This is a genomic window from Paenibacillus glucanolyticus (genome assembly GCF_037333485.1).
In the GTDB taxonomy this organism is placed as follows: domain Bacteria; phylum Bacillota; class Bacilli; order Paenibacillales; family Paenibacillaceae; genus Paenibacillus_AQ; species Paenibacillus_AQ glucanolyticus.
Genome location: NZ_CP147845.1, coordinates 6,419,247 through 6,440,321, shown reverse-complemented (window position 1 = coordinate 6,440,321; position 21,075 = coordinate 6,419,247). Strand labels below are relative to the sequence as shown.

15 protein-coding genes and 1 other annotated feature are annotated in these 21,075 nt (G+C 50.8%); of the genes, 12 read left to right on the top strand and 3 right to left on the bottom strand.

Features of this window, described 5'->3' with window-relative positions; genetic code table 11:
- Positions 1-10: 10 nt before the first annotated feature.
- The 9 genes from WDY75_RS29535 to WDY75_RS29495 all read left to right on the top strand — a co-directional run bounded on the left by WDY75_RS29535 (position 11) and on the right by WDY75_RS29495 (position 12,867).
- Entirely contained in the window at positions 11-2,017 is a 2,007-nt protein-coding gene (locus tag WDY75_RS29535) for a TerB N-terminal domain-containing protein (protein WP_063478282.1), read from the top strand.
- 62 nt (positions 2,018-2,079) lie between these two features.
- Positions 2,080-3,417 (top strand): ATP-binding protein, encoded by a 1,338-nt coding sequence (locus WDY75_RS29530; protein ID WP_063478283.1) that lies wholly within the window; start codon positions 2,080-2,082, stop codon positions 3,415-3,417.
- On the top strand, positions 3,414-5,633 hold the full coding sequence (locus tag WDY75_RS29525) for a DEAD/DEAH box helicase (RefSeq protein ID WP_063478284.1): 2,220 nt from the start codon (positions 3,414-3,416) through the stop codon (positions 5,631-5,633). Before WDY75_RS29530 ends, WDY75_RS29525 begins: the two co-directional genes overlap by 4 nt.
- Positions 5,626-6,438, top strand: a complete 813-nt coding sequence (locus tag WDY75_RS29520; protein WP_006207599.1) for an aminoglycoside phosphotransferase family protein — start codon at positions 5,626-5,628, stop codon at positions 6,436-6,438. Before WDY75_RS29525 ends, WDY75_RS29520 begins: the two co-directional genes overlap by 8 nt.
- Before the next feature lie 173 nt (positions 6,439-6,611).
- Positions 6,612-7,631, top strand: coding sequence for a LacI family DNA-binding transcriptional regulator (locus tag WDY75_RS29515; RefSeq protein ID WP_006207600.1), 1,020 nt, complete (start codon positions 6,612-6,614; stop codon positions 7,629-7,631).
- A gap of 136 nt (positions 7,632-7,767) precedes the next feature.
- The gene (locus tag WDY75_RS29510; RefSeq protein ID WP_006207601.1) at positions 7,768-8,757 is read left to right on the top strand and encodes an ABC transporter permease; all 990 of its coding nucleotides are present in this window, start codon (positions 7,768-7,770) and stop codon (positions 8,755-8,757) included.
- Between the two features lie 23 nt (positions 8,758-8,780).
- Positions 8,781-9,665 carry a carbohydrate ABC transporter permease gene (locus WDY75_RS29505; RefSeq protein WP_063478285.1) on the top strand — a complete coding sequence of 295 codons (885 nt, stop codon included), beginning with the start codon at positions 8,781-8,783 and terminating at the stop codon, positions 9,663-9,665.
- A 92-nt stretch (positions 9,666-9,757) separates the two neighbouring features.
- Positions 9,758-11,404, top strand: a complete 1,647-nt coding sequence (locus WDY75_RS29500; protein WP_063478286.1) for a hypothetical protein — start codon at positions 9,758-9,760, stop codon at positions 11,402-11,404.
- Between the two features lie 116 nt (positions 11,405-11,520).
- Positions 11,521-12,867 carry a glycoside hydrolase family 30 protein gene (locus WDY75_RS29495; RefSeq protein WP_063478287.1) on the top strand — a complete coding sequence of 449 codons (1,347 nt, stop codon included), beginning with the start codon at positions 11,521-11,523 and terminating at the stop codon, positions 12,865-12,867.
- A gap of 131 nt (positions 12,868-12,998) precedes the next feature.
- Here WDY75_RS29495 and WDY75_RS29490 read toward each other — a convergent pair whose 3' ends face one another.
- Entirely contained in the window at positions 12,999-13,358 is a 360-nt protein-coding gene (locus tag WDY75_RS29490) for a DUF4181 domain-containing protein (RefSeq protein WP_006207605.1), read from the bottom strand.
- A gap of 13 nt (positions 13,359-13,371) precedes the next feature.
- Positions 13,372-14,295: an ArsR/SmtB family transcription factor gene (locus WDY75_RS29485; protein WP_063478288.1), complete on the bottom strand. Its 924-nt coding sequence runs from the start codon at positions 14,293-14,295 to the stop codon at positions 13,372-13,374.
- 631 nt (positions 14,296-14,926) lie between these two features.
- Here WDY75_RS29485 and WDY75_RS29480 point away from each other — a divergent pair.
- The 3 genes from WDY75_RS29480 to WDY75_RS29470 all read left to right on the top strand — a co-directional run bounded on the left by WDY75_RS29480 (position 14,927) and on the right by WDY75_RS29470 (position 19,937).
- Positions 14,927-15,250, top strand: a complete 324-nt coding sequence (locus WDY75_RS29480; protein ID WP_338841552.1) for a sigma factor-like helix-turn-helix DNA-binding protein — start codon at positions 14,927-14,929, stop codon at positions 15,248-15,250.
- A gap of 49 nt (positions 15,251-15,299) precedes the next feature.
- Positions 15,300-15,570: a binding site (T-box leader), on the top strand.
- A 45-nt stretch (positions 15,571-15,615) separates the two neighbouring features.
- Positions 15,616-17,256, top strand: coding sequence for a methionine--tRNA ligase (gene metG / locus WDY75_RS29475; protein ID WP_063478290.1), 1,641 nt, complete (start codon positions 15,616-15,618; stop codon positions 17,254-17,256).
- Positions 17,257-18,263: 1,007 nt separating this feature from the next.
- Complete coding sequence (locus tag WDY75_RS29470) at positions 18,264-19,937, top strand: glycoside hydrolase family 13 protein (RefSeq protein WP_063478291.1); 1,674 nt, start codon at positions 18,264-18,266, stop codon at positions 19,935-19,937.
- Between the two features lie 82 nt (positions 19,938-20,019).
- On the opposite strand, the gene WDY75_RS29465 is transcribed toward WDY75_RS29470, so the two are convergent.
- A complete protein-coding gene (locus WDY75_RS29465) occupies positions 20,020-20,874 on the bottom strand; it encodes an alpha/beta fold hydrolase (protein ID WP_063478292.1) in 855 nt (284 codons plus the stop codon).
- Positions 20,875-21,075: the final 201 nt, after the last annotated feature.

The window sequence follows — 21,075 nt, the reverse complement described above, 5'->3', positions numbered from 1 at the left end:
TTCATGTTTGATGAAAAATGATAAGCCTAACAACGACAATCACATAAATTCAATAAGACATACTACGCACGTGAACGACCAGGGGATTCGTTTTGCCGAATTCGAGCTGGCCGGTGATGAGCAGGATGTTTCGCTGCCGGACAAGCGCCCGGATACGCTGAATCAGGTGCAGGAAACAGTTGACCCTGCTGTCCCAACGAAGAAGCCCTTGATTGTCGAGCCGCAGCAGTCGCTCGATATGAACTGGGGCGAGGATTTCCGCTACGTGACCAAGGAGCAGCAATTCGTGCAGAAGGCAAGGGAGCTCGCATGGCATGTGGAGGGGGAGACCCCTTTTGTTACCTTCAAAAGCTATTGGCCGACCTACGACCAAATGACTAGCGACCAGTTCACATGGTATTTCTACTGGCGGGAGGAAGTCAGGTCCGGGCGGTACCCGGATACGGACTTATCCTATTTATTTGTGTATTTTTATGAGCTGATCCATGGCGTAGGCTGGAGTGATCCCCTCCAAGGGTACGAATGGATGGAGCAGACGTGGACCGCATACCGCAAGCGCTATGCCAAGCTGGATACGTACATGCGGGAGTGGTTATATGATTTTATGATCGTGCATGGCCTTGATATGCCGATCGGGGAGACGTACCAGCGCTTTCCACGCGTTTTATCCGCTGAGCTGAAAGAGACGGAATGGAAGCGCCGGTTCTCCCTCCAGCCGGTGGAGCTGACATGGGATCTGCTGCTGGAACTGCTGGATTATGACGTGGAGAAGAGCCGTTTTTACCAGGAGAGTGGCCGCAAGGACTTGGAACGGTACGCCCCGAAGGTGATTGCGCTCGTGGACAGCTATTTGGCAAAAATGAAGGGTCAGCGCTTCATCGACCGCTTTCAGCCACGGCCCCGGCAGGTAAAGCGCCATTTATTCCGCAGCGCGGTGTACGATCACGGGTTATACGGGCGCACCGTCGTGCTGACGGTGGTGTCGTTAAGCGAGTACGCTCCTTTGCGTTCCTATATAACCGGGCTTGTCCGCTTGACCGAGAATAAGCTGCGAGAGCTGAGAGGCTTCAAGGGAAGGTTGCGCGGCGCGGATGTGGTTGAGCCCGAAGTGGAAGAGATCATCACCCGTTACTTGAACAAAGAGATTCAGGAGCAGATGGAGGCCGAGCGCAAGCAGAGCCTGCCTGAGGTTCAGATCGACACAGGGAAGCTGCGCCGGCTACAGCGGGAGTCGGACCAGGTCCGCGACATGCTGCTTACGGAGGAAGCCGGGCAGCAGCAGGCTGAAGTGTTTCAGCGCGAGCTGACGCCAGCGCCAAGAGTACCTTTGGACGACGCAGGCTCTATTACAAAAGATAGCGCTAAGACCGAAACGCCTTCCAGGAGCCGATCCGCCACCAGATCCGCGCCTAAGAAACCGGACGTGTTCCAGGCCGTGATGGATTTTGATGCAGATCCTTATGAGCTCGATTCCATCGAGATGCGGGAACAATCGGATGATGCAGATGACATCGCTAGTTCCGTAAATACGCTAGAAGCGAAGCAACCAGAAGCAGAGTCCCAATTAGGAGCAGCTGAAGGCTGCTATATGGAGTCGTCAGGGAGCGCTGATGATAGCTTGATGCAATCCATGGGTTCACGAGAAGAGCATTCTTCTGAAGTTGGAGTTATCCATGGTATGGACCCGCACCCCGTAGAGAATGACGTGCACACCGGAATGCCTACAGGGATGCTTGCAGTAGTAGAGCAGTCGTGGCAATGGGAGGTCGAGGATGAGGAATGGCAGGAGCTCGCAGAGCGTCTGAGTTTCTTCCATTTGGAAGCTTTGTCCGTTCTGAAGGATGGTCCGAACCGCCCGGGGCTGCAGCGGATTGCGGAGAAAGCCGGCTCCATGCCGGCGCTATTGCTCGATGAGATCAATGATGCCGCAATGGATACCATCGGGGACCTTCTGATTGATGGGGAGACCATTGCGGATGATTATATAGAGATGCTGGAAACGTTGAAGTCCGTGTAAACGAACGGATTGAAACGCATTGGAATCGTTATGTTTGTAAGCTGCTTGAAAGAGGTGGAACCATGACTGAATTAAAAATCCCCAAACGGCTCACAACGGCCCTTGTAAACTCTTTAACCGCAGGCGTTGTGCCCCGGGTGGGGCTGGAGTTTATTGCCGTTGGACGGAAGCCGGAGGTGGAGTCTATCCTGCTCGATATGGATAATATCGCCGAGGGCGGGGCTGCCTTCCGCCTGATTACGGGCCGCTACGGTAGCGGCAAAAGCTTCCTGCTGCAGATTATCCGCAACTACGCGATGGATCGAGATTTTGTAGTGGCGGATGCGGACCTGTCGCCGGAGCGGCGGCTGGTGGGTACGAAGGGGCAGGGGCTTGCCACGTACCGGGAGCTGATGACCCATCTGTCCACGAGAACCAGGCCGGACGGCGGTGCGCTGGAAGCCATTTTGCAGAAATGGATCACCGCGATCCAGCAGGATATCATGCAGGAAACGGGCATGCGCCCGGATGACCCTGCCCTGAACGAAAGCGTGGAGCTGCAGATTTATGCGGTGACTAACGGCATGCAGAACCTGGTGCATGGGTTTGATTTTGCGAAGGTGCTGGCTGCTTACTGGAACGGCTATAAACTGGGCGACGATGACCGCAAGGGGGCAGCGCTGCGCTGGCTCCGCGGAGAAGTGCCAACGAAGACAGAAGCGCGCAAGGACCTCGGCGTGGGGATCATTATCGATGACGACAATTGGTATGACTACATGAAGCTGTGGTCCGAATTTACGGCGGCCATCGGTTACAAGGGACTGCTGTTGTTTATTGATGAAGGGGTTAACCTCTACAAAATTACCAATAGTGTATCCCGCCAGAGCAACTACGAGAAGCTGCTGACCATGTTCAACGACACCATGCAGGGCAAGGCGGAGCATTTGGGCATCTATATGGGCGGAACGCCGCAGTTTGTCGAGGATGAGCGCCGGGGGCTGTTCAGTTATGATGCGCTGCGCTCCCGCCTGATCGACGGGCGCTACGGCAGCGGTTCACTGAAAACCTACACCTCGCCCATCCTGAAGCTGGACATGCTGTCGTACGAGGAAATTCTCATTCTGCTGCAAAAGCTGCGGGACATTCACGCCCTGCACTTCAAGTATGAGCCGCAGTTGACGGATGAGCAGCTGATCGCCTTCATGCAGATAGCCGTGAACCGGCTGGGGGCTGAGGAGCTGCTTACCACCCGCGAGGTGGTGCGGGACTTTATGGATCTGCTGCATACACTGCATCAGCATCCGGAGGCCGTCTTCGAGGAGCTCCTGGGAGAACGCGCCGCGGCGCAGCCGCAAGGCAAGAGGAATAATGAAGCGGCTTCGGACGATTTGGACGATCTGCTGGCGGAGTTCGAATTATGAGTGCGAACCCTTTTACCAGACTGGCTCCGTTCATTCAGGAGTTTATTTATAAAAAAAGATGGGACACGCTCCGCGAGGCGCAGGTGGAAGCCTGCCGCGTCCTGTTCGATACGCCGAACCATCTGCTGATTGCTTCCGGTACCGCATCGGGCAAGACCGAGGCCGCGTTCTTCCCGGCGCTGACGGAGCTGTACAATGAGCCTTCCAGCTCGGTAGGAATTCTGTATATCGGGCCGCTGAAGGCCCTGATTAACGACCAGTTTGAACGCATCACCGATTTGTTGAAGGAAGGTCAGGTGCCGGTGTGGCATTGGCATGGCGATGTGTCCCAAGCTGAGAAAACCAAGCTGATGCAGAAGCCTTGCGGCGTGCTGCAGATTACGCCGGAATCGCTTGAGGGACTGCTTATGAACCGGCCGAATGCCATTCCGGCGTTGTTCCAGGATTTGCGGTACGTCATCATTGATGAGGTGCACGCCTTCATGGGTGCCGATCGGGGCATTCAGGTGCTGAGCCAGCTGACCCGTATCGAGCGGATGGCTTCCTGCTCGCCTCGCCGCATCGGGCTGTCGGCAACGCTCAGTGATTATGAGACCGCAGCCGCCTGGCTGGGCGCAGGCACGAAGAATGCGGTCGAGGTCGTTTCGCCGCAAGGAGGACGCAAGCTGCGGCTGTCTGTCGAGCATTTCTCATTCCCGGATGCGCGGGATGAGAAGCAGGCGGAGCAGCTCGCGCTTGCACGTAAAGCCTATTACGACTTCGTGTACGACAACACCCACCTGAAAAAAGCGCTGGTCTTCACGAACAGCCGCTCGGATGCCGAGCTAACTACGCTTGAGCTGCGGCGGATTGCGGCCAAGCGCGAGCAGCGGGATGTCTTCCATGTGCACCATGGAAGCATCTCGGCCATGCTGCGCGAGGAAGCCGAGGCCGCGCTCCGCGAAGGCCCGGGGCCTGCGGTTGCCGCGGCCACCCTGACGCTCGAGCTCGGCATCGATCTCGGCGAGCTGGAGCGGGTCATCCAGCTGGGCGCGCCGTACAGCTGCTCCAGCTTCGTTCAGCGGCTCGGCCGCTCCGGACGGCGCGGGGATCAGGCCTCCGAGATGATGTTCCTCTGTCCGGAGGATGAGGACGAAGAAGCTCAGCTGCCGGCACGCATGCCATGGATGCTGCTTCGGGCCATTGCTGTCATTGAGCTATATATTCGCGAGAAGTGGGTCGAACCGCTGGCCCTGCGGAAGAAACCGGTGGGCGTACTCTACCATCAGACGATGAGCACGCTTAAGAGCATGGGCGAGGCCGAGCCGCCAGATCTGGCGCGAGCGGTGCTGACGCTCCCGGCCTTCCGCGGCATCGAGCTGGAGGAATACAAGGAGTTCTTGCAGTATTTGATCCAGACGGACCACATCCAGCGTACGGAAGAAGGCAGCCTGATCATCGGCCTTGGCGGAGAGAAAATCGTCAACAACTACCGCTTCTATGCGGTGTTTAAAGACGATGAAGAGCATGTCGTCTATAACGGGTCGGAAGAAATCGGATCGATTACGACCGTACCCCCGCCCGGCTACTGCTTCTCGCTGGCAGGCATGCTGTGGAAGGTGGAGGAAGTCGACACGAAGCATAAGGCACTGTACGTGAAGTCGGCCAAGGGCAAGGTTGATACCTTGTGGCTTGGCGCAGGCGGCGATGTGCATACCCGTGTGGTGCAGAAGATGCGGGAGGTGCTGGAGGACAGCACCATCTATCCGTACCTGGCACCGGGTGCGGTAAACCGCCTGGAGCGGGCTCGCCGGCTTGCCCGGGAGAGCGGACTGCTGAAGCAGGTGGTCATTCCGGCGGGAGGCGATTCCCTGTTCATTCTGCCTTGGGCAGGGAGCAAGCAGTTCCGGACGCTGGAGCGATTGCTGAAGCATAATCTGTCGGAGCGGCTGGCCCTTCGCTCCATCGTGCCGATGGAGCCGTATTACATGGTTGTCGCGGGCAAGGTGGATAACGAGACGCTGATGGAGGAAATCCGCAAGGAGCTGACGGATTGCGAGGATGCCGGAGCGCTTCTCGATCCGGATGAGGCGCCGTATCTCGGCAAATATGACGAGTTTGTTCCGCCGAAGCTTGTCCGCACCGCTTTTGCCGCCGACGGACTGGATCTGGAGGGACTGGCTGAGGTACTGGGGATGGCACATGGAGCAGCGGGAAGGGGAGCTATGGATGTGTGACAAGGAGGAAGTACTTCCCGGTGGCAATGTTAACGAAGTCGTACGTATCGGAAATAACGTTCACCGTACTACAAATTGGAGTTCTTTCGTCCATGATTTGCTTCGACATTTGGATAAGCAGGGCTTTGATGGCGCTCCCAAGTTTATAGGTATTGATCATAGCGGTCGCGAGATCTTGTCCTTTATTCCTGGAGAGGTACCGGGAAACCAATATCCTGATTTTAAACCCTATATATGGTCGGACCATGCCCTTATCCAGAGTGCAGCGTTGTTACGGCGTTATCATGACGCCGTACAAGGCTTTGCAACTACTTCAATCCAAACGGAGTCTGAACATAACCCTCAGGCTTCGGGGGAATGGGACGATGAAGTGATCTGTCACAATGATGCCGCTTTGTACAATATCGTGTTTAGAGACGAGGTTCCGGTAGCGCTGATCGATTTTGATCTGGCTGCACAAGGCCCACGAATCTGGGACATGGTTTATATGCTGTACACTTCAGTCCCGCTAGCAAGCTTTGCAATAAATTACACTACAGGGACATCGATACCTTATCGATCGGAATTACATGCTGCGGATCGTACTCACAGAATATCGCTGTTCTTTAAGTCTTATGGTATAGCTCCGCCTCCCAACATGAAAGAGTGGATTATAAGACGCATTAAGGCATTATGCGATACACTTACAACCGGTGCGGCACAAGGCAACAAGGCTTACCAGAAAATGATCGATGAAGGGCATGTGGCTCATTACGAAAAAGAGATTCAATTCCTGCAGGCACACTTTGAAGAGTGGTACCGATGAAGGGTACCGCTTTGAAGAGTGCCTGTTTTTTTCATATCCTATCTCCCCAAGGGTTGTTAAGTATAATCGAAAAAAATATTTGTAACGCCTTGAAAAAAAGCATTGAATTGTAAGCGCTTGTATGGTAACTTATGTACATAAAAACGTTTTTATTGCAAAGGAAGAATAGTTATATGGGTAAGGTAACGATTAAGGATGTGGCAAGAGAAGCCGGAGTCTCTATTTCAACGGTTTCAAATGCTTTGAATGATGTAGATGTATTGAACCCGGAGACCAAATCACATGTGCTGAAGGTGGCGGAGCGACTAAACTATGTACCGAACCTGAACGGGAAGCTGTTGAAGTCGGGGAAGACCAATATGCTGGGCTTCTTTACAACAAGCGTGTCAGGGCCTTACTTCTACACACTGGTTGAGTCGATGTCACGTGAATGTGACCGTCTGGGTTATGGATTGAACGTGTTTGTTACCAAGGATAAGCAGGTCATTATGAGCAATATAATGGGCGGCCGAGTGGATGGCGTCATTATCTTTGAAGAGCTGAAGATCGACGATAAAGACATCGCCGCCATGGAGAAAGACAAGATTAAGGCTGTATTCCTGGACCGTGAGGTTCAGAACGAGACGATGGGCAGCATCATATTCGACTCTTACGTAGCCGGTTATGAGGCAACCAAATACCTGATCAGCCTGGGTCATAAGAAAATTGCGTATATATCCGGCGTGGATACGATGTTTGACAGCGTTCAGCGGAAAGAGGGATATTTGGCTGCACTGCGAGAGTGCCAGTTCCCGATCGATGGCGACTACATACTGCAAGGTTATTTTGAGGAGGAAGGCTCCTATTCTGCTGTAAAGTCGCTTCTTCATCTCCATCCCGGCAAAGTGCCGGATGCTTTCCTTGCCGGTAACGACGTGAGTGCCATTGGCTGCATCAAGGCGCTGAAGTCCCTTGGTTACGAGGTTCCGCAGGATATCAGCGTTGTGGGCTTTGATGATATCGATATCGCGCAGTATTTTACCCCGCCTCTCTCGACCGTACGCAATCAGATTGCCAGACAAGGCATTCTGGTCGTGGATCATCTGGTTCGCATGATTCAGAAGAAAGAGAAGGGCAAGATTCAGAAACTGCCGGGGGAACTGGTCGTTCGCGGTTCCAGTCACGTGAAGATGAATCGGAACGAATCGGTTTAAGTGAAGAAACGGAATTTTTTGTATCTGTTTTTTTAAAATGATCATCATGTCATGGTGATTTTTTCGCCAAAAATAAAAACGTTTTTATTAGCGCTGATTTATCTTATCGATTTTATGATCAAAGGAGGCTAAGCAGGTGAGCAAAACAGCTGCAGTTCAGTCAACTGGCACGGGTACGGTTCAGCCAACCGGGAAGAAGCCGATGGGGCAGAGGATCAAGGAATTCTTCATTGATTTCAGGCGGCAATGGGAGCTTCAGTCGATGATTATTCCCGGCGTTATTTTTATGTTTATTTTTTGCTACATTCCGATTTACGGTTTGACAATTGCTTTTAAAAATTACACCGTGATCGATACGCTGGATTCTGCTCCATGGGTTGGCTTCGATAATTTCAAAATTATTTTATCGGATAAGTATTTTTGGGACTCCGTGGTCAATACGCTGGGCATCAGCTTCCTGAAGCTGGCGATCGGTTTTGTCATTCCGATTATTCTGGCCATTATGATTTACGAGGTGGGCATGGGGCGATTCAAGAAATTCGTCCAAACGATCTCCTATCTGCCTCACTTCTTGTCCTGGATCGTATTGGGCGGCATGCTCATTACCTGGTTCTCGACATCCGGACTATTCAACGAAATTTTGCTGAGTCTCGGGTTAATCTCGCAGCCGCAAAATATTCTGCTCGACCCGAGTAAGTATTGGTGGATCGCAACGTTATCGGATATATGGAAGGAAGCCGGGTGGGGAACGATTCTGTACTTGGCGATCATGGCCAAGATTGATCCTACCTATTACGAGGCTGCCAAGATTGATGGGGCCAGTCGGCTAAGACAAATCTGGAACATCACCCTGCCGAACATGAAGATGATCATCAGCTTGAATTTAATCCTTACTGTAAGCGGTTTATTGGGATCGAATCTGGATCAAACCCTGGTACTCATGAATTCGCAGAACCGGGAAAAGGCCGAAGTCATTAACTCGTACGTATACCGGATGGGTATGACACAAGGCGATTTCTCTTATGCCACCGCCGTTGGTTTGGGTGTATCCATCATATCTGTCATTCTGCTCGTTACGGCTAATAAGGTGACCAGTAAATTGAATGATAATCAATCCGTTCTATAGGTCATGCAGAAGGAGGTAATACGGTGAATTTGAAAGCAGCAAAAGGGGATCTCGACAGCAAGATCTTTGATACGATCAATATCATTTTACTGGTTACGTTTACCATCATCATTGTCGTTCCGCTGTGGAACGTGGTTGTTTCATCCTTCAGCTCGGGCAGGTCGCTGGCCGAGGGCGGGTTCATCTTCTGGCCTACGGAATTCTCTCTTGAGAATTATCAGGCCGTGTTCCGGGATGCCAGCATATGGAATGCCTTTTTCATCTCGGTTGCCAAAACCGTAATCGGGGTCATCACGCACGTGTTCTTCTGTGCCATGGTGGGTTATGGCTTGAGCAAAAAATACGTCCGCGGCCGTAAATTCTACGTGTCGATGGGTGTCGTCACCATGTTTTTCTCGGGCGGCATGATTCCGACGTACTTGTTGATGAAGGATTTGGGGCTGCTAAACAGCTTCTGGGTTTATATCATTCCAGCTCTGTTGAGTTTTTACGATGTTATCATTCTGATGAACTTCTTCCGCAACGTACCGGATTCGCTGGAGGAATCGGCGAAGATCGACGGCGGGGGTGACTGGAGAATTTTCCTGAGCATCTTCATTCCTCTCTCCATGCCAGCTATGGCGACCATTGCGTTGTTTAACGGGGTCGGACAGTGGAATGATTTCATGACCACCAAATTGTACATCACGGATCAGTCGCTATATCCATTACAGATGATGCTGTATGAGATTATTGTGCAGTCCCAGACCCAATCGATGCAAAATATCGGTTCGGTTGCGATCCAGACGACCACCAAAGGGGTCCAACTAGCAACAATTGTCGTGACAACGCTGCCAATTGTTGTGATGTATCCAATATTACAGAGATATTTTATCTCCGGCATGATGCTGGGGGCAGTTAAAGAGTAAAGCTGCTGCTCTTAGGGGAGTGGAACAGAAGCACACCTGGACAGGTTAGGGTCTAACAAGAAAGCGCTTTTATTTAAAGGGAGGGTTACAGGATGTTGAAGAACAAAGCTTTGGGCAAGAAGGGACTCACGCTGATCACCGCATTGATGGCTGTTGTATTGGTTGTTAGCGGATGCGGCGGATCTGGCGGCAATTCCGGCTCCAAGAAGGAAAACTGGGTTTCAATCGAGGATCGTTATACACCGGACGCAGAGACCCCGGCTTGGCAGCTGGATAAAAAAGAGGAGACAACCGAGCTCACTTGGTACGTGAATGCAGACTGGTGGAACACGGACTTTGGCAAGGACGTTGTAACTAAAAAAATCAAGGAAGATCTGAACATCAACATCAAATTCATTACGGGTGACGACACCAAATTAAATACGTTTTTTGCAGGCGGAGAAATGCCGGATCTGATCACAACGTTTGACTCCAACTCCCCGGTTGTGCAAAAGGCGGCCACATGGGCGCTGCCGTTAAATGATCTTGCCGAGAAATATGATCCTTATTTCAATAAAGTAGCAGCACAGGATACGATCAACTGGTTCCAGTTGAAGGACGGCAAAACGTACGGATATCCGAACTATTCCAATACGCAGGAGGATTATGACAGCGGTAACATTCCTGCCAAAACGGCATTTATCATCCGCAAAGACGTATATGAGGCTATAGGGAAGCCGGCTATGGGAACGCCGGAAGAATTCCGGGCTGCTCTCGCGGACATCAAGAAGCAGTTCCCTGCTCTGATTCCACTGGGCTTTAACTCCATCGGTGAAGGCACCGGCTCGCTTGGCGACGTGCTGCAGGATTTCATCGGCGTGCCGCTCGAAGACGAGAACGGCGGTTTCTATAACCGTAACCTGGATGAAGACTATCTGACTTGGGTGAAGGCATTCAATACCGTATATCGTGACGGAGCGATCAGCGATGACAGCTTTGCCGATGACGGAACAGCTTTTGAAGAGAAGGTCAAAGCAGGCAAATACGCAACGATGATGCTGGACGGCACGCCGCAGCAGGGTGGTAACCTGCAGAGCTTCTACAGCAACAACAAAGGCAGTGAGTACATCGCGATTGACGGACCGCAAAGCACGGTCGGACATGCGCCGACCCTGAACCAATCCGGTATCACCGGCTGGATGATCAGCTTTATTACCAAAGAGAATGCAGATCCTGCCAAATCCATTCAGCTCTTCACGTATTTGTTAAGCGAAGAAGGACAAATGCTGATGAACTATGGGATTGAAGGCGAGACCTATCAGGTGAATGCAGATGGAACAGTAGAGTTCCTTCCTGAGGTGAAGGATCTTCAGATGAACAATTCGGATACGTTCAAGAAGGACTACCGTATGGGCGAATTCATGTTCTTCGGTCATGACCGCCACAAAGCGCTGAGCGGGGATGCATTCCCGGATGCCATCAAGCAGATGCAGGAATGGGGCAAAGGGAAGCTCGTACCGCACTTTATTTTGGAGAATATCAACCCGGACCAAGGAACACCGGAAGCACGCTCCCTGACGGCCATCAATACGAAATGGAACTCAACTCTCGTCAGTATGATCCGTTCGAAGGATGATGCAGCATTCGATAGCCTTTTGAACGAATACAAAAAGTTCCTGGACGATAACAACTGGGATAAAATCACCGAAGTCCGTAACGAGAAGATGAAAGCGAACAAAGAAAAGCTGGGGCTGAAATAAGTAAATCTCTTGCTGGGAGAGCTCCTTTCTTGATAGGAAGGGGCTTTCTCTATGTCAGCGGTTCAGAGTAAAGCCATGGGATAGGAAATATAAACAGAACACTGGAGGGAAACAACATGTCGAACATCACAATCTACCAGTCAAACGGTGAAGAGCAATTATTCGTTAAGAAAACCAAGGATCAGCTGGCGCCCGTATCCCCGGAGGCACAGCAGCACACAATTGTTATCGATGAGGAGCAGACGTTTCAGGAGATGGATGGCTTTGGAGCGTCCTTTACGGATTCCGCTGCTTATCTGATTCATCAAGTGCTGGAGACCGAGCAGCGTTCGGAGCTCATGACACAATTGTTCGATGCCAACGAAGGGATCGGTCTGTCGGTACTGCGGCAACCGATGGGCGCGTCTGATTACGCTCGGGATTTCTATAGTTATAATGATCTGCCGGAAGGTCAATCCGATGAGGAACTGAAGCAGTTCTCCATCGCACACGATGAGGATGATATGATTCCACTGCTGCAGGAAGCGCTGCGATTGAATCCCGATGTGAAGCTGATGGGCTCGCCTTGGAGTCCCCCAGGCTGGATGAAGACGAGCGGCTCGATGATTGGCGGAGAGCTGAAGCCGGAATATTATTCGGTGTATGCTGATTATTTTGTGCGCTATATTCAGGGATATGCTTCACACGGTCTCCTGATTTATGCCGTTACCCCCCAAAATGAGGCGCTGTATTCACCCGGGCACTATCCGGGCATGATCATGCTGCCTGAAGCGCAAAGCGAATTCATCAAGAATCACTTGAAGCCGCAATTCGTGAAGAACCGGATCAACACAAAAATCCTCTGTTATGATCATAACTGGGATCAGCCGGATTACCCGATGACGGTGTTCGAGCAAGCGGAAGATGCAGTGGATGGTGTTGCCTGGCACTGGTATGGCGGCAAGCCATCGGCCCAATCGGACGTATTCGAAGCTTTCCCCGGCAAAGAGGTGCATTTTACGGAAGGGTCGGGCGGGGAGTGGATTCCGCCGTTTGAGCAGGCCTTCTCCAATGTAATGCGGACGGGTATTGAGATTCTGCGCAATCATAGTAAGTCCTATGTGCTGTGGAATATGGCCTTGGACGAGAAGAATGGTCCTACCGTACCTGGCTTTGGCAAAAGCACCTGCCGCGGCATCGTGACCGTTAATCAGCAGACAAAGGAGCTAACGTATACGCTGGACTATTATGCGCTGGCACATTTCAGCAAATGTGTCCGTCCGAAAGCGCTGCGTGTTGCTTCCACCAGCAATGATCTGATCCGCTCTGTTGCCTTCAAGAATACGGATGGTTCAATCGCAGCCGTATTGTTCAACGACAGCGAGGCACCAGAGAGCGTGGCGATCCAGCTGCGCGGGGAAGAGGCATTGCAGCTGGAGATGCCGGCCAAGAGCGCTCTGACTGTCATGCTGGCGAACAGCTAGTGAACGAACAGAGTCGAGATTAGCGGTCGGCTCCATATTCGTACGGAACTATAAAAACAGCCGCCGGGATGTCCTCGGCAGCCTGGAGCCTGGAACCTTGTGTTCCAGGCTTTTTTGTGATGAGCATGAACTTATTTTAACAAAAAGAAAAATACAGAAAAAAGAAGCAGGGTGCCTAATAGGATCAGCGTGGCTTTATGCTGGTTCGTATTGCGGAGGTACTTCCATTCCATATACGCGCGAAGGGCCAGAGCAATAATCAGGGAGACGAGAAACATCCGCTGAATAGCTGCCGCCGTGATTATGTCCAAGAAGCTGATGATTGCAATTCCGATAATCACGATGAAGAAGATCACGCTTCCGCGGAAATAATATGAGGCTCCGGCGGTATCGTACATTTTTTTGAACTTGCTTTCTTCTTTGTCAACGATAATGAAGTTCAATAACGTTTGCATGACGCCGAGGACCGCACCTACAAAGATGATAAACACCCATTATTCCTCCTCACCGATCATTGTAGCCTGTAAGTCCGAACACATAAGACTCCAGTAAACCCTTCAGTTGATTGAATGACTCGGGTCTTGCGCTGTATTTATATTTTTCGTTTGGCATTTTGAAATGCATTCGCAAGAGCCCCGCGGTTTTGAGCAGGGACAGGTGATAGTGGAGATTGCTCTTGGAGAGCTTGGTCTTCTGCTGCAATTCGGTAAATGTGACCGGTCCGTTAGCCAAAATGTGCAGCAGCGTCAGCCTCTTCTCGTCAGCCAATCCCTTGGTCATGCGCAGCAGCTGATTGGTTGGTGTATCCTCGTCAATCTGCTCATCGTCTACAGCATAGCTAACGATGAGTTGATTGCTCACAAAGTCCAGCCGGTTCAGCGGCTTGATGTGATAGGTGGGGATGAGAAGCAGGCCGTTGTATTCGTCTGAGGAATCCAGCACAATGCCGCTCGTTGCTTCATCAATCAGATCGATGTATGAAAGTTGTGGCTTCAATTGTTCCATACGTGCGGCGGAGCGCCCCAGTAATTCATGAATCTCAGGCGGGATGGTATAGGCCTGTTGCCACTCTAACATGACCTCATGGCTAAGATCACGGAACGTTTTAAGCCCCATGGGTATTCCATCCTCAAGATAAGGCGCCAAGAGCTCATACAACTGACCTTCGCCTAAGCTTTTGAACCAGCTGAGAAACCGCTCGACGTTGTCTTTTTCCGGGCTGTCGACAATAATCAGATGCAGATAAGCAATGGTTTCGTACAGGTTCAGCTCTTCCAGCTTCTTCTTAAAAGATGCAGGCAGCTTCTTCTCAATTTCCTTCCTCCATTTATTGCCGAGATCGTGCAGTTGATTTCTATTGTCTGTATATGCGAACAAGCTGGTTACCAGCTCGTGAACAGGCGAATAGTCAATTCTGATTAAGGTCATGGTCATTCTCCTTCAAGGGCTCATCTATCCGTTTTTAGGATACCACAACCTGGGAAAAATAAATATTGAACTTATTATTGGTTCGTATATAATTGAACTAAATTAATTAGTTCAAAAAAATATGAACTTATGGGCAGGGAAAGGAGAGAGGTGGGGATGAACAATTGATTTGTTGTGGATTACCTCATACGGCTGCAGCTGATGGAGCGGGATCAGGAGGCTGGAGAGGCTTGGAAATACAGGCAAGTCCGAAGCTTGATCTCGATAACCCGACATGGGGTGCTTTATTCCTGACACTGCGGTCCACTTTCGTCCACTCGGACACAGGTTCCGTTATTCGCTAAAAACCACTCTATTTTCCTGTCCACTCGGACACAGGTTCCGTTAATGTGCCAGAATCGAGGATTAATTATCGAAAATCCTGAAATAACGGATCTCTTGTCCTCATAATGTTACAAACCAACAGAAAACAGCAAAATAGCGGAACCACGGTCCTCAAAGACCGGCCAATCAACTCCTGAACTACGCCATGTAAGGCCATTTCGACCGATCAGTAAGCGGGCCTGAGTTCAACCTTAAAGGGGTGATAAGGAAGAATGGATCGACCTATGACGAAATGGAGCTGATATCGATGGACTTTCTTTCTAGGGATCGTTTAAGCGAATGCACCATGCAGACACCTCCGGAATTGGCTATTGGTAGTGAGGATCCAGGCGATGCTCTGCTGTCCGCTGTGCTTGCATTGCCTGAAACCTTGAGACAGCCGATGTATTTGTATTACTATGAGAAATTCAACACCTTGGAAATAGCGGAAGTCCTTCAGATTGAGCCTGTCAATGTACGGAATCGCATGAGCAGAGCCCGCAAGAAATTGAATATCATGCTGGGCAAGAAAGTGGGGGCGTTGCGGGACGGCAGAACGAAAGTAAGAAAGGCTTCGCCTCCTTCCTCTTGACTTCTTGAGTTAGGATCGGGTATTATCTCCAATAACTTGAATAAATCAAGCAAAAGCAATGAAGAGAAAGAGTACCTTGGCGACGTCTTTGAACAGAGAGCCCCGGTTGGTGAAAAGGGGTAAGGAAAGAACCTTGGGAACATGGTCTCTGAGCTGTGCACCGAAACCCGTAAGCGGGTTGTAGGCTGTGCCGGAACCCGCATCCGTTAACATGCTAGGGTATACCCGCGATGATTCGCGCCGTACCCGAAGAGGTGAGTGCCGCGAGGCATGAATGAAATTGGGTGGTACCACGTGAGCGACAAGCTCTCGTCCCTTTGGGATGAGGGCTTTTTTTGTTGTCCATAAAAAGGAGGATGAACGATATGACAAACATTTTTATCGGCGGTGCCTGGCCTTATGCCAACGGTTCCTTACATTTGGGGAGGCTCGCAAGCTTACTGCCCGGCGACGTGTTAGCACGTTATTTCCGCGCGAAGGGAGAGCAGGTGTTGTATGTGTCCGGCAGCGATTGCCATGGTACGCCGGTGGCGGTGCAGGCGATTCAAGAGGGGGTAACGCCTCGGGATATTGCGGATCGGTATCATGGAGAGTTTGCGAAATGCTTCGAACAGCTGGGTTTTTCCTACGATTTGTATACGCGAACCGATCAGGAATTTCATCATGGCGTGGTTCAGGAGCTGTTTCTGAAGCTGCTGGATAACGGCCATCTGTATCGGAAAACGATCCAGCAGACGTATTGCGAGACCGATCGGCGGTTTCTGCCGGACCGTTATGTGGAAGGAGACTGTCCGGTATGCGGCAGCAGGGCTCGCGGTGACCAGTGCGACGTCTGTTCAACCCTACTGGATCCGTCGGATCTGAGTAACAGAGCCTGCAAAATCTGCGGCAACCCGCCAGTAGAACGGCCAACCGAGCATTATTATGTTTCGCTGTCGCATTTTCAAGCAGAGCTCACCGATGACCTGAATAACGCCAAGGGCTGGCGGGAGAATGCGATCCAGCTGACTCGAAGATATCTGGAGGAAGGGCTTGTGGACCGGGCGGCGACGAGGGATCTCACTTGGGGAGTGGATGTACCCGTCCCTGGCTTCGAGGATAAGAAAATCTATGTATGGATTGAGGCGGTAAGCGGCTATCTATCCGCCAGCAAGCAGTGGGCCGCGGAAACGGGCGGCGATTGGGAGTCCTTTTGGCTGAAAGAGAGGGAGGATATAACAGCTTATTATGTTCATGGGAAAGACAATATCCCGTTTCACACATTGATCTGGCCAGCGCTGCTTAAGGGTGCCGGAGGACTGCATGTGCCGGATCGGATCATTTCCTGTGAGTACATGACGCTGGAAGGGAAGAAGTTCTCGACCAGTCGGAACTGGGCGATCTGGGTACCGGATTTGCTAAGTCGCTATCAGCCGGATTCGATCCGCTACTTCCTCATTGCGAACGGTCCCGAGAAGCGGGATACCGATTTTTCCTGGCGGGAGTTCATTCATAGCCATAATGGCGAGCTGCTTGGAGCTTTTGGGAATCTCGTGAATCGAACTTTGGTGTTTGTGAACAAATCGTTTGACGGGAAGGTACCCGAAGGGCGCATAACTGAAGAGTGGCAGAGACGTATGGAGTCATTGTACCGGGAGGCCGGAACGCTCATCGAAGAGGGGCGATTGAAGGAGACGCTGGAATTAATTTTTAGTACGGTACGTCATGCGAACAAATATTTTGATGAGCGCAAGCCATGGATTCAGGTCAAGGAGGATCGCGAAGCTTGCGGGGATACCCTCTTCACCTGTGTTCAGATCATCGCTAACCTGACGAATCTTCTGCAGCCGTTTATCCCGTTTTCCTGTGACAAAATAAGAGGCTTTCTCTCGTTGAAGCCAGCAGCGTGGAATTGGTGCAATGTTCCGGCTGGCGAGCCCCTCCATCACGTGGAGCTCTTGTTTGAACGTATCGATACAAGCCGGATTGAGGAGGAGACCCGCAGGCTGGAGGGGTTGTCCTTCTGAGGAGGGCGGAAGAGTTCCGCCTCCTTAAATCTTGAAGGAAGGTTGAGGCAGATGGAGTTGGGGGAGCGGGTGCTGAATCCGTTGAGTGTGTGCTTCGTACGGCGAGTCTAGGGATTATGTGCTTAGTATGATGACTTTAGGGTATTTTGTGTTCCGTGCGATGACTTGGGGGATTTATGTACTTTGTAACTTTGTAGGATGACCCTTGGGGGTTTGTACTCTGTACGATGACCTTAGGATTTATGTACTCTGCAATGACTCTAGCAGTTGGATGTGCTCTGTACGATCGCCCTAAGAGCTAATGTGCCCTTTATGAGGACCTTAGGGTTTATGTGCTCTGTATGACTTAGGGTGTATGTGCTCTGTACAATGCCTTATGGGTTATGTACTTTCTACGAGACCCTAGGTGTTAATGCATCTTGCGCCAAGACCTTGGGGAAAAACAGGGCTTCATCAAGGGAGCACGGGTATCATTTACGATCAAGTATGGATTGGCCGCTTTTAGAGGACCGTGGTTCCGCTATTTTGTTGTTTTTTGCTGATTTGTAACGATATGAGGACAAGAGATCCGTTATTTCACAATTTTCGGGGTATTTATCCGTGATTTGAGCAAATAACGGAACCTGAGTCCGAGTGGACTCGCAAATAGAGTGGTTTTGAGCAAATAACGGAACCTGAGTCCGAGTGGACTCGCAAATAGAGTGGTTTTGAGCAAATAACGGAACCTGTGTCCGAATGGACACGAAATAGCCTTGTTAACTTAACCTCAATCATGCACGGATTCAGCAGGCGAAGCGGTCCTAGCCTGAACAGCTACATACGATAATTAGTTGTTTTCCAGGAAATTCTCACGAATTTCCAATTTCAGAGTTTCTACACCATAGATGGAACCTCATATGGGGACTTGACGGGGAACGCAGACAATGGATAATGATGAAGGATGTATTTTTAGAGTCCATATAGAGCAAAACGATAACAAACAAGGACAACATACGAGGAGTGCACGAATGACAGAGAGAATTTGGTGGAAAGAGGCCGTAGCGTATCAGATCTACCCTCGAAGTTTTATGGACAGCAATGGCGATGGCATCGGAGATTTGCAAGGTATTATATCGAAGCTGGATTACTTGAAGGAGCTCGGCATCGATGTCATCTGGATTTGCCCGATATACAAATCGCCGAACGACGATAACGGTTACGACATTTCCGATTATCAGGACATCATGGAGGAGTTTGGAACGATTCAGGATTTTGATCAGCTGCTCCAAGAGGTTCATAATCGGGGCATGAAACTGATCATGGACCTGGTGATCAACCATACCTCCGATGAGCATCCATGGTTTATCGAATCGCGTTCGAGCAAGAGCAATCCCAAGCGTGATTATTATATATGGACGGATGCCAAGAACGGCGAGGAGCCGAACAACTGGGAGAGCATCTTCGGTGGTTCCGTGTGGGAATATGATGAACCGACGGAACAGTACTACATGCACATTTTCTCCCGCAAACAGCCGGACCTGAATTGGGAAAATCCGAACGTGCGCCGAGAACTGTACGATATGATCAACTGGTGGCTGGATAAAGGTATCGATGGCTTCCGGATTGATGCGATCTCCCACATCAAGAAGGTACCGGGATTCCCCGATATGCCAAATAAATACAAGCTGAGATATGTGCCTTCCATGGACGGACATATGAACCGGGAAGGCATTCATATGTTCCTGAACGAGCTGAAGCAAGAAACGTTTGATCGGTATGACATTATGACGGTGGGCGAAGCGAACGGCGTCAGCGTTCAGGATGCGGACCTGTGGGTAGGAGAGTCCAGCGGCAAATTTAACATGATTTTTCAATTTGAGCACATGGGACTTTGGAGCAAGAGTGTTACCGGGGGCGCAGACATTTATGCGCTTAAGAAAACCCTGACCCGCTGGCAAAAAGGCCTTGAAGGCGTAGGCTGGAACGCTCTCTTCATGGAGAATCATGACCAGCCGCGGTCGGTATCTACATGGGGCAATGACGGTGCGTATTGGGATGCATCCGCCAAGTCGCTGGCTACGATGTATTTCTTCATGCAGGGGACTCCGTTTATCTATCAAGGCCAGGAAATCGGAATGACAAACGTGCAGTTTGAATCCATTGAGGACTACAATGATGTGGCAATCAAGAATCTGTACCGCATCGAATCCGAGAACGGCAAGAGTCATGACGAGATCATGAGGATCATCTGGAAGAATGGACGGGATAATTCCCGAACACCGATGCAGTGGAGTGACGGGGAGCAGGCAGGATTCACGAGCGGCACCCCGTGGCTGAAGGTAAATCCGAATTACAAGGAGATCCATGTCGAGAAGGCACGGAAAGATCCGAATTCCATCTATCACTACTATAAAAAAATGATTGAAATTCGCAAGGCGCATCCTGCATTGGTATACGGCTCCTATGAGCTTCTGTTGAAGAATCATAAGCGGATTTATGCGTACACCCGAACGCTGGAAGACGAGCAATTGCTGATCATCACGAACCTGACGGCAGATGAAACGGTATTCAATCTGTCGAAGGATATCAAGTACCGTGAATTCGAGCTGTTGATTTCCAACATGGAGGTCGGCAAGGAGAAGAGCGTCCGCACACTGCCGCTGAAGCCGTATGAAGCGAGGGTTTATCGGTTGAAACGCTAGTACCACAGAAGAGGAGCCCCAGCGGGAATGCTGCGGGCTCCTCTTAGTTCATCCATCGGTATACGTTAGTTACTTCACCGGATTAGCTGTCTGTTTCATGAATCCAAGCCGTCAATATGGCGTCAAAAAGCTCAGGCTCCTCGAACATCGGATTATGGCCGCTTTTTTCAAAAATAACCTTCTTCACGTTCTCTTGCGACCCGTCGGCAGTATCCCATAGCGATACGGGGCCGACCAGGTAGTCGTAACGCCCAAGACCGAGGAATATCGGCTTGGTGAAGCCTTTCAGTGATTCGATCAGATTGAGCTGCGCGAAAGCCTCTCCCCATAAATGATCCATAACGGGCATGTTCGTGAAAACTCCATCCCACATCGATGCCGCATCAAAGGCATAGTTATAGAAGCTGTGGGCTCCCATCCGGATGCACATATGAACAAAGCGCCGCTCGGGCTCCCTCTGAATATCACCTTCCAGCAGGGCCATATCACCTTCAAACTGCAGCTTCCGGGCAGGACTTGCCGTCTCGTTGAAGCCATACAAACTCTGCTGCTGTCGTTCCAGGCTGTTGGTCGGCGCAGCATTCAGCAGAATGACCTTCCGGACAGACTCCGGATATTGGGCGGCATACTCCAAGGCCATGAAGGCGTGCCCCGAATGCCCTAATATGATAAAATCCTCCAGTCCCAGCGTTTGTCTTGCCGTTTCGATATCATCCAGAACCTGATCCAGTGTATAGTCTTCCGGTTCCAGTGCTCGAGGGGGCTTCACAAATCCTCTGTGATCCAGGAAAATCAATTGAAATTGGGTATAGAGCAACTCCGAAAATAAGCGGGGATAGTAAAGGCTGCTTCCCACCACCAATATGGGCATGCCCCTTCCATGAATGGAAACACTCAAAGCAAATCCGTCGCTCATGATCGTACGCTGTGTGTGCATGTGTATCGTCCTCTTTTCATATTTTGTTTAATCGCAACATCCCCTTTCCTGTTCGGATTCCATTACATTCTCCATAGAACGTTCCAACATTCTATATCACCTCGATTAGCGTTCGTTCAAGCTCAGTATATCACAAGCGCGTAAAGCCGGTTTGCGGGAGCTTACTACATTACTACAGACTGGGAAAAAAGGGGGTGCGAA

What these genes read in the sequence shown, in the direction of transcription:
- WDY75_RS29515 (WP_006207600.1), top strand. Translation starts at nt 6,612, where the DNA reads ATGGGTAAGGTAACGATTAAGGATGTGGCAAGAGAAGCCGGAGTCTCT.
- WDY75_RS29500 (WP_063478286.1), top strand. Translation starts at nt 9,758, where the DNA reads ATGTTGAAGAACAAAGCTTTGGGCAAGAAGGGACTCACGCTGATCACC.
- WDY75_RS29530 (WP_063478283.1), top strand. Translation starts at nt 2,080, where the DNA reads ATGACTGAATTAAAAATCCCCAAACGGCTCACAACGGCCCTTGTAAAC.
- WDY75_RS29525 (WP_063478284.1), top strand. Translation starts at nt 3,414, where the DNA reads ATGAGTGCGAACCCTTTTACCAGACTGGCTCCGTTCATTCAGGAGTTT.
- WDY75_RS29520 (WP_006207599.1), top strand. Translation starts at nt 5,626, where the DNA reads ATGTGTGACAAGGAGGAAGTACTTCCCGGTGGCAATGTTAACGAAGTC.
- metG (WP_063478290.1), top strand. Translation starts at nt 15,616, where the DNA reads ATGACAAACATTTTTATCGGCGGTGCCTGGCCTTATGCCAACGGTTCC.
- WDY75_RS29480 (WP_338841552.1), top strand. Translation starts at nt 14,927, where the DNA reads ATGGACTTTCTTTCTAGGGATCGTTTAAGCGAATGCACCATGCAGACA.
- WDY75_RS29535 (WP_063478282.1), top strand. Translation starts at nt 11, where the DNA reads ATGAAAAATGATAAGCCTAACAACGACAATCACATAAATTCAATAAGA.
- WDY75_RS29485 (WP_063478288.1), bottom strand. Translation starts at nt 14,295, where the DNA reads ATGACCTTAATCAGAATTGACTATTCGCCTGTTCACGAGCTGGTAACC.
- WDY75_RS29495 (WP_063478287.1), top strand. Translation starts at nt 11,521, where the DNA reads ATGTCGAACATCACAATCTACCAGTCAAACGGTGAAGAGCAATTATTC.
- WDY75_RS29470 (WP_063478291.1), top strand. Translation starts at nt 18,264, where the DNA reads ATGACAGAGAGAATTTGGTGGAAAGAGGCCGTAGCGTATCAGATCTAC.
- WDY75_RS29465 (WP_063478292.1), bottom strand. Translation starts at nt 20,874, where the DNA reads ATGCACACACAGCGTACGATCATGAGCGACGGATTTGCTTTGAGTGTT.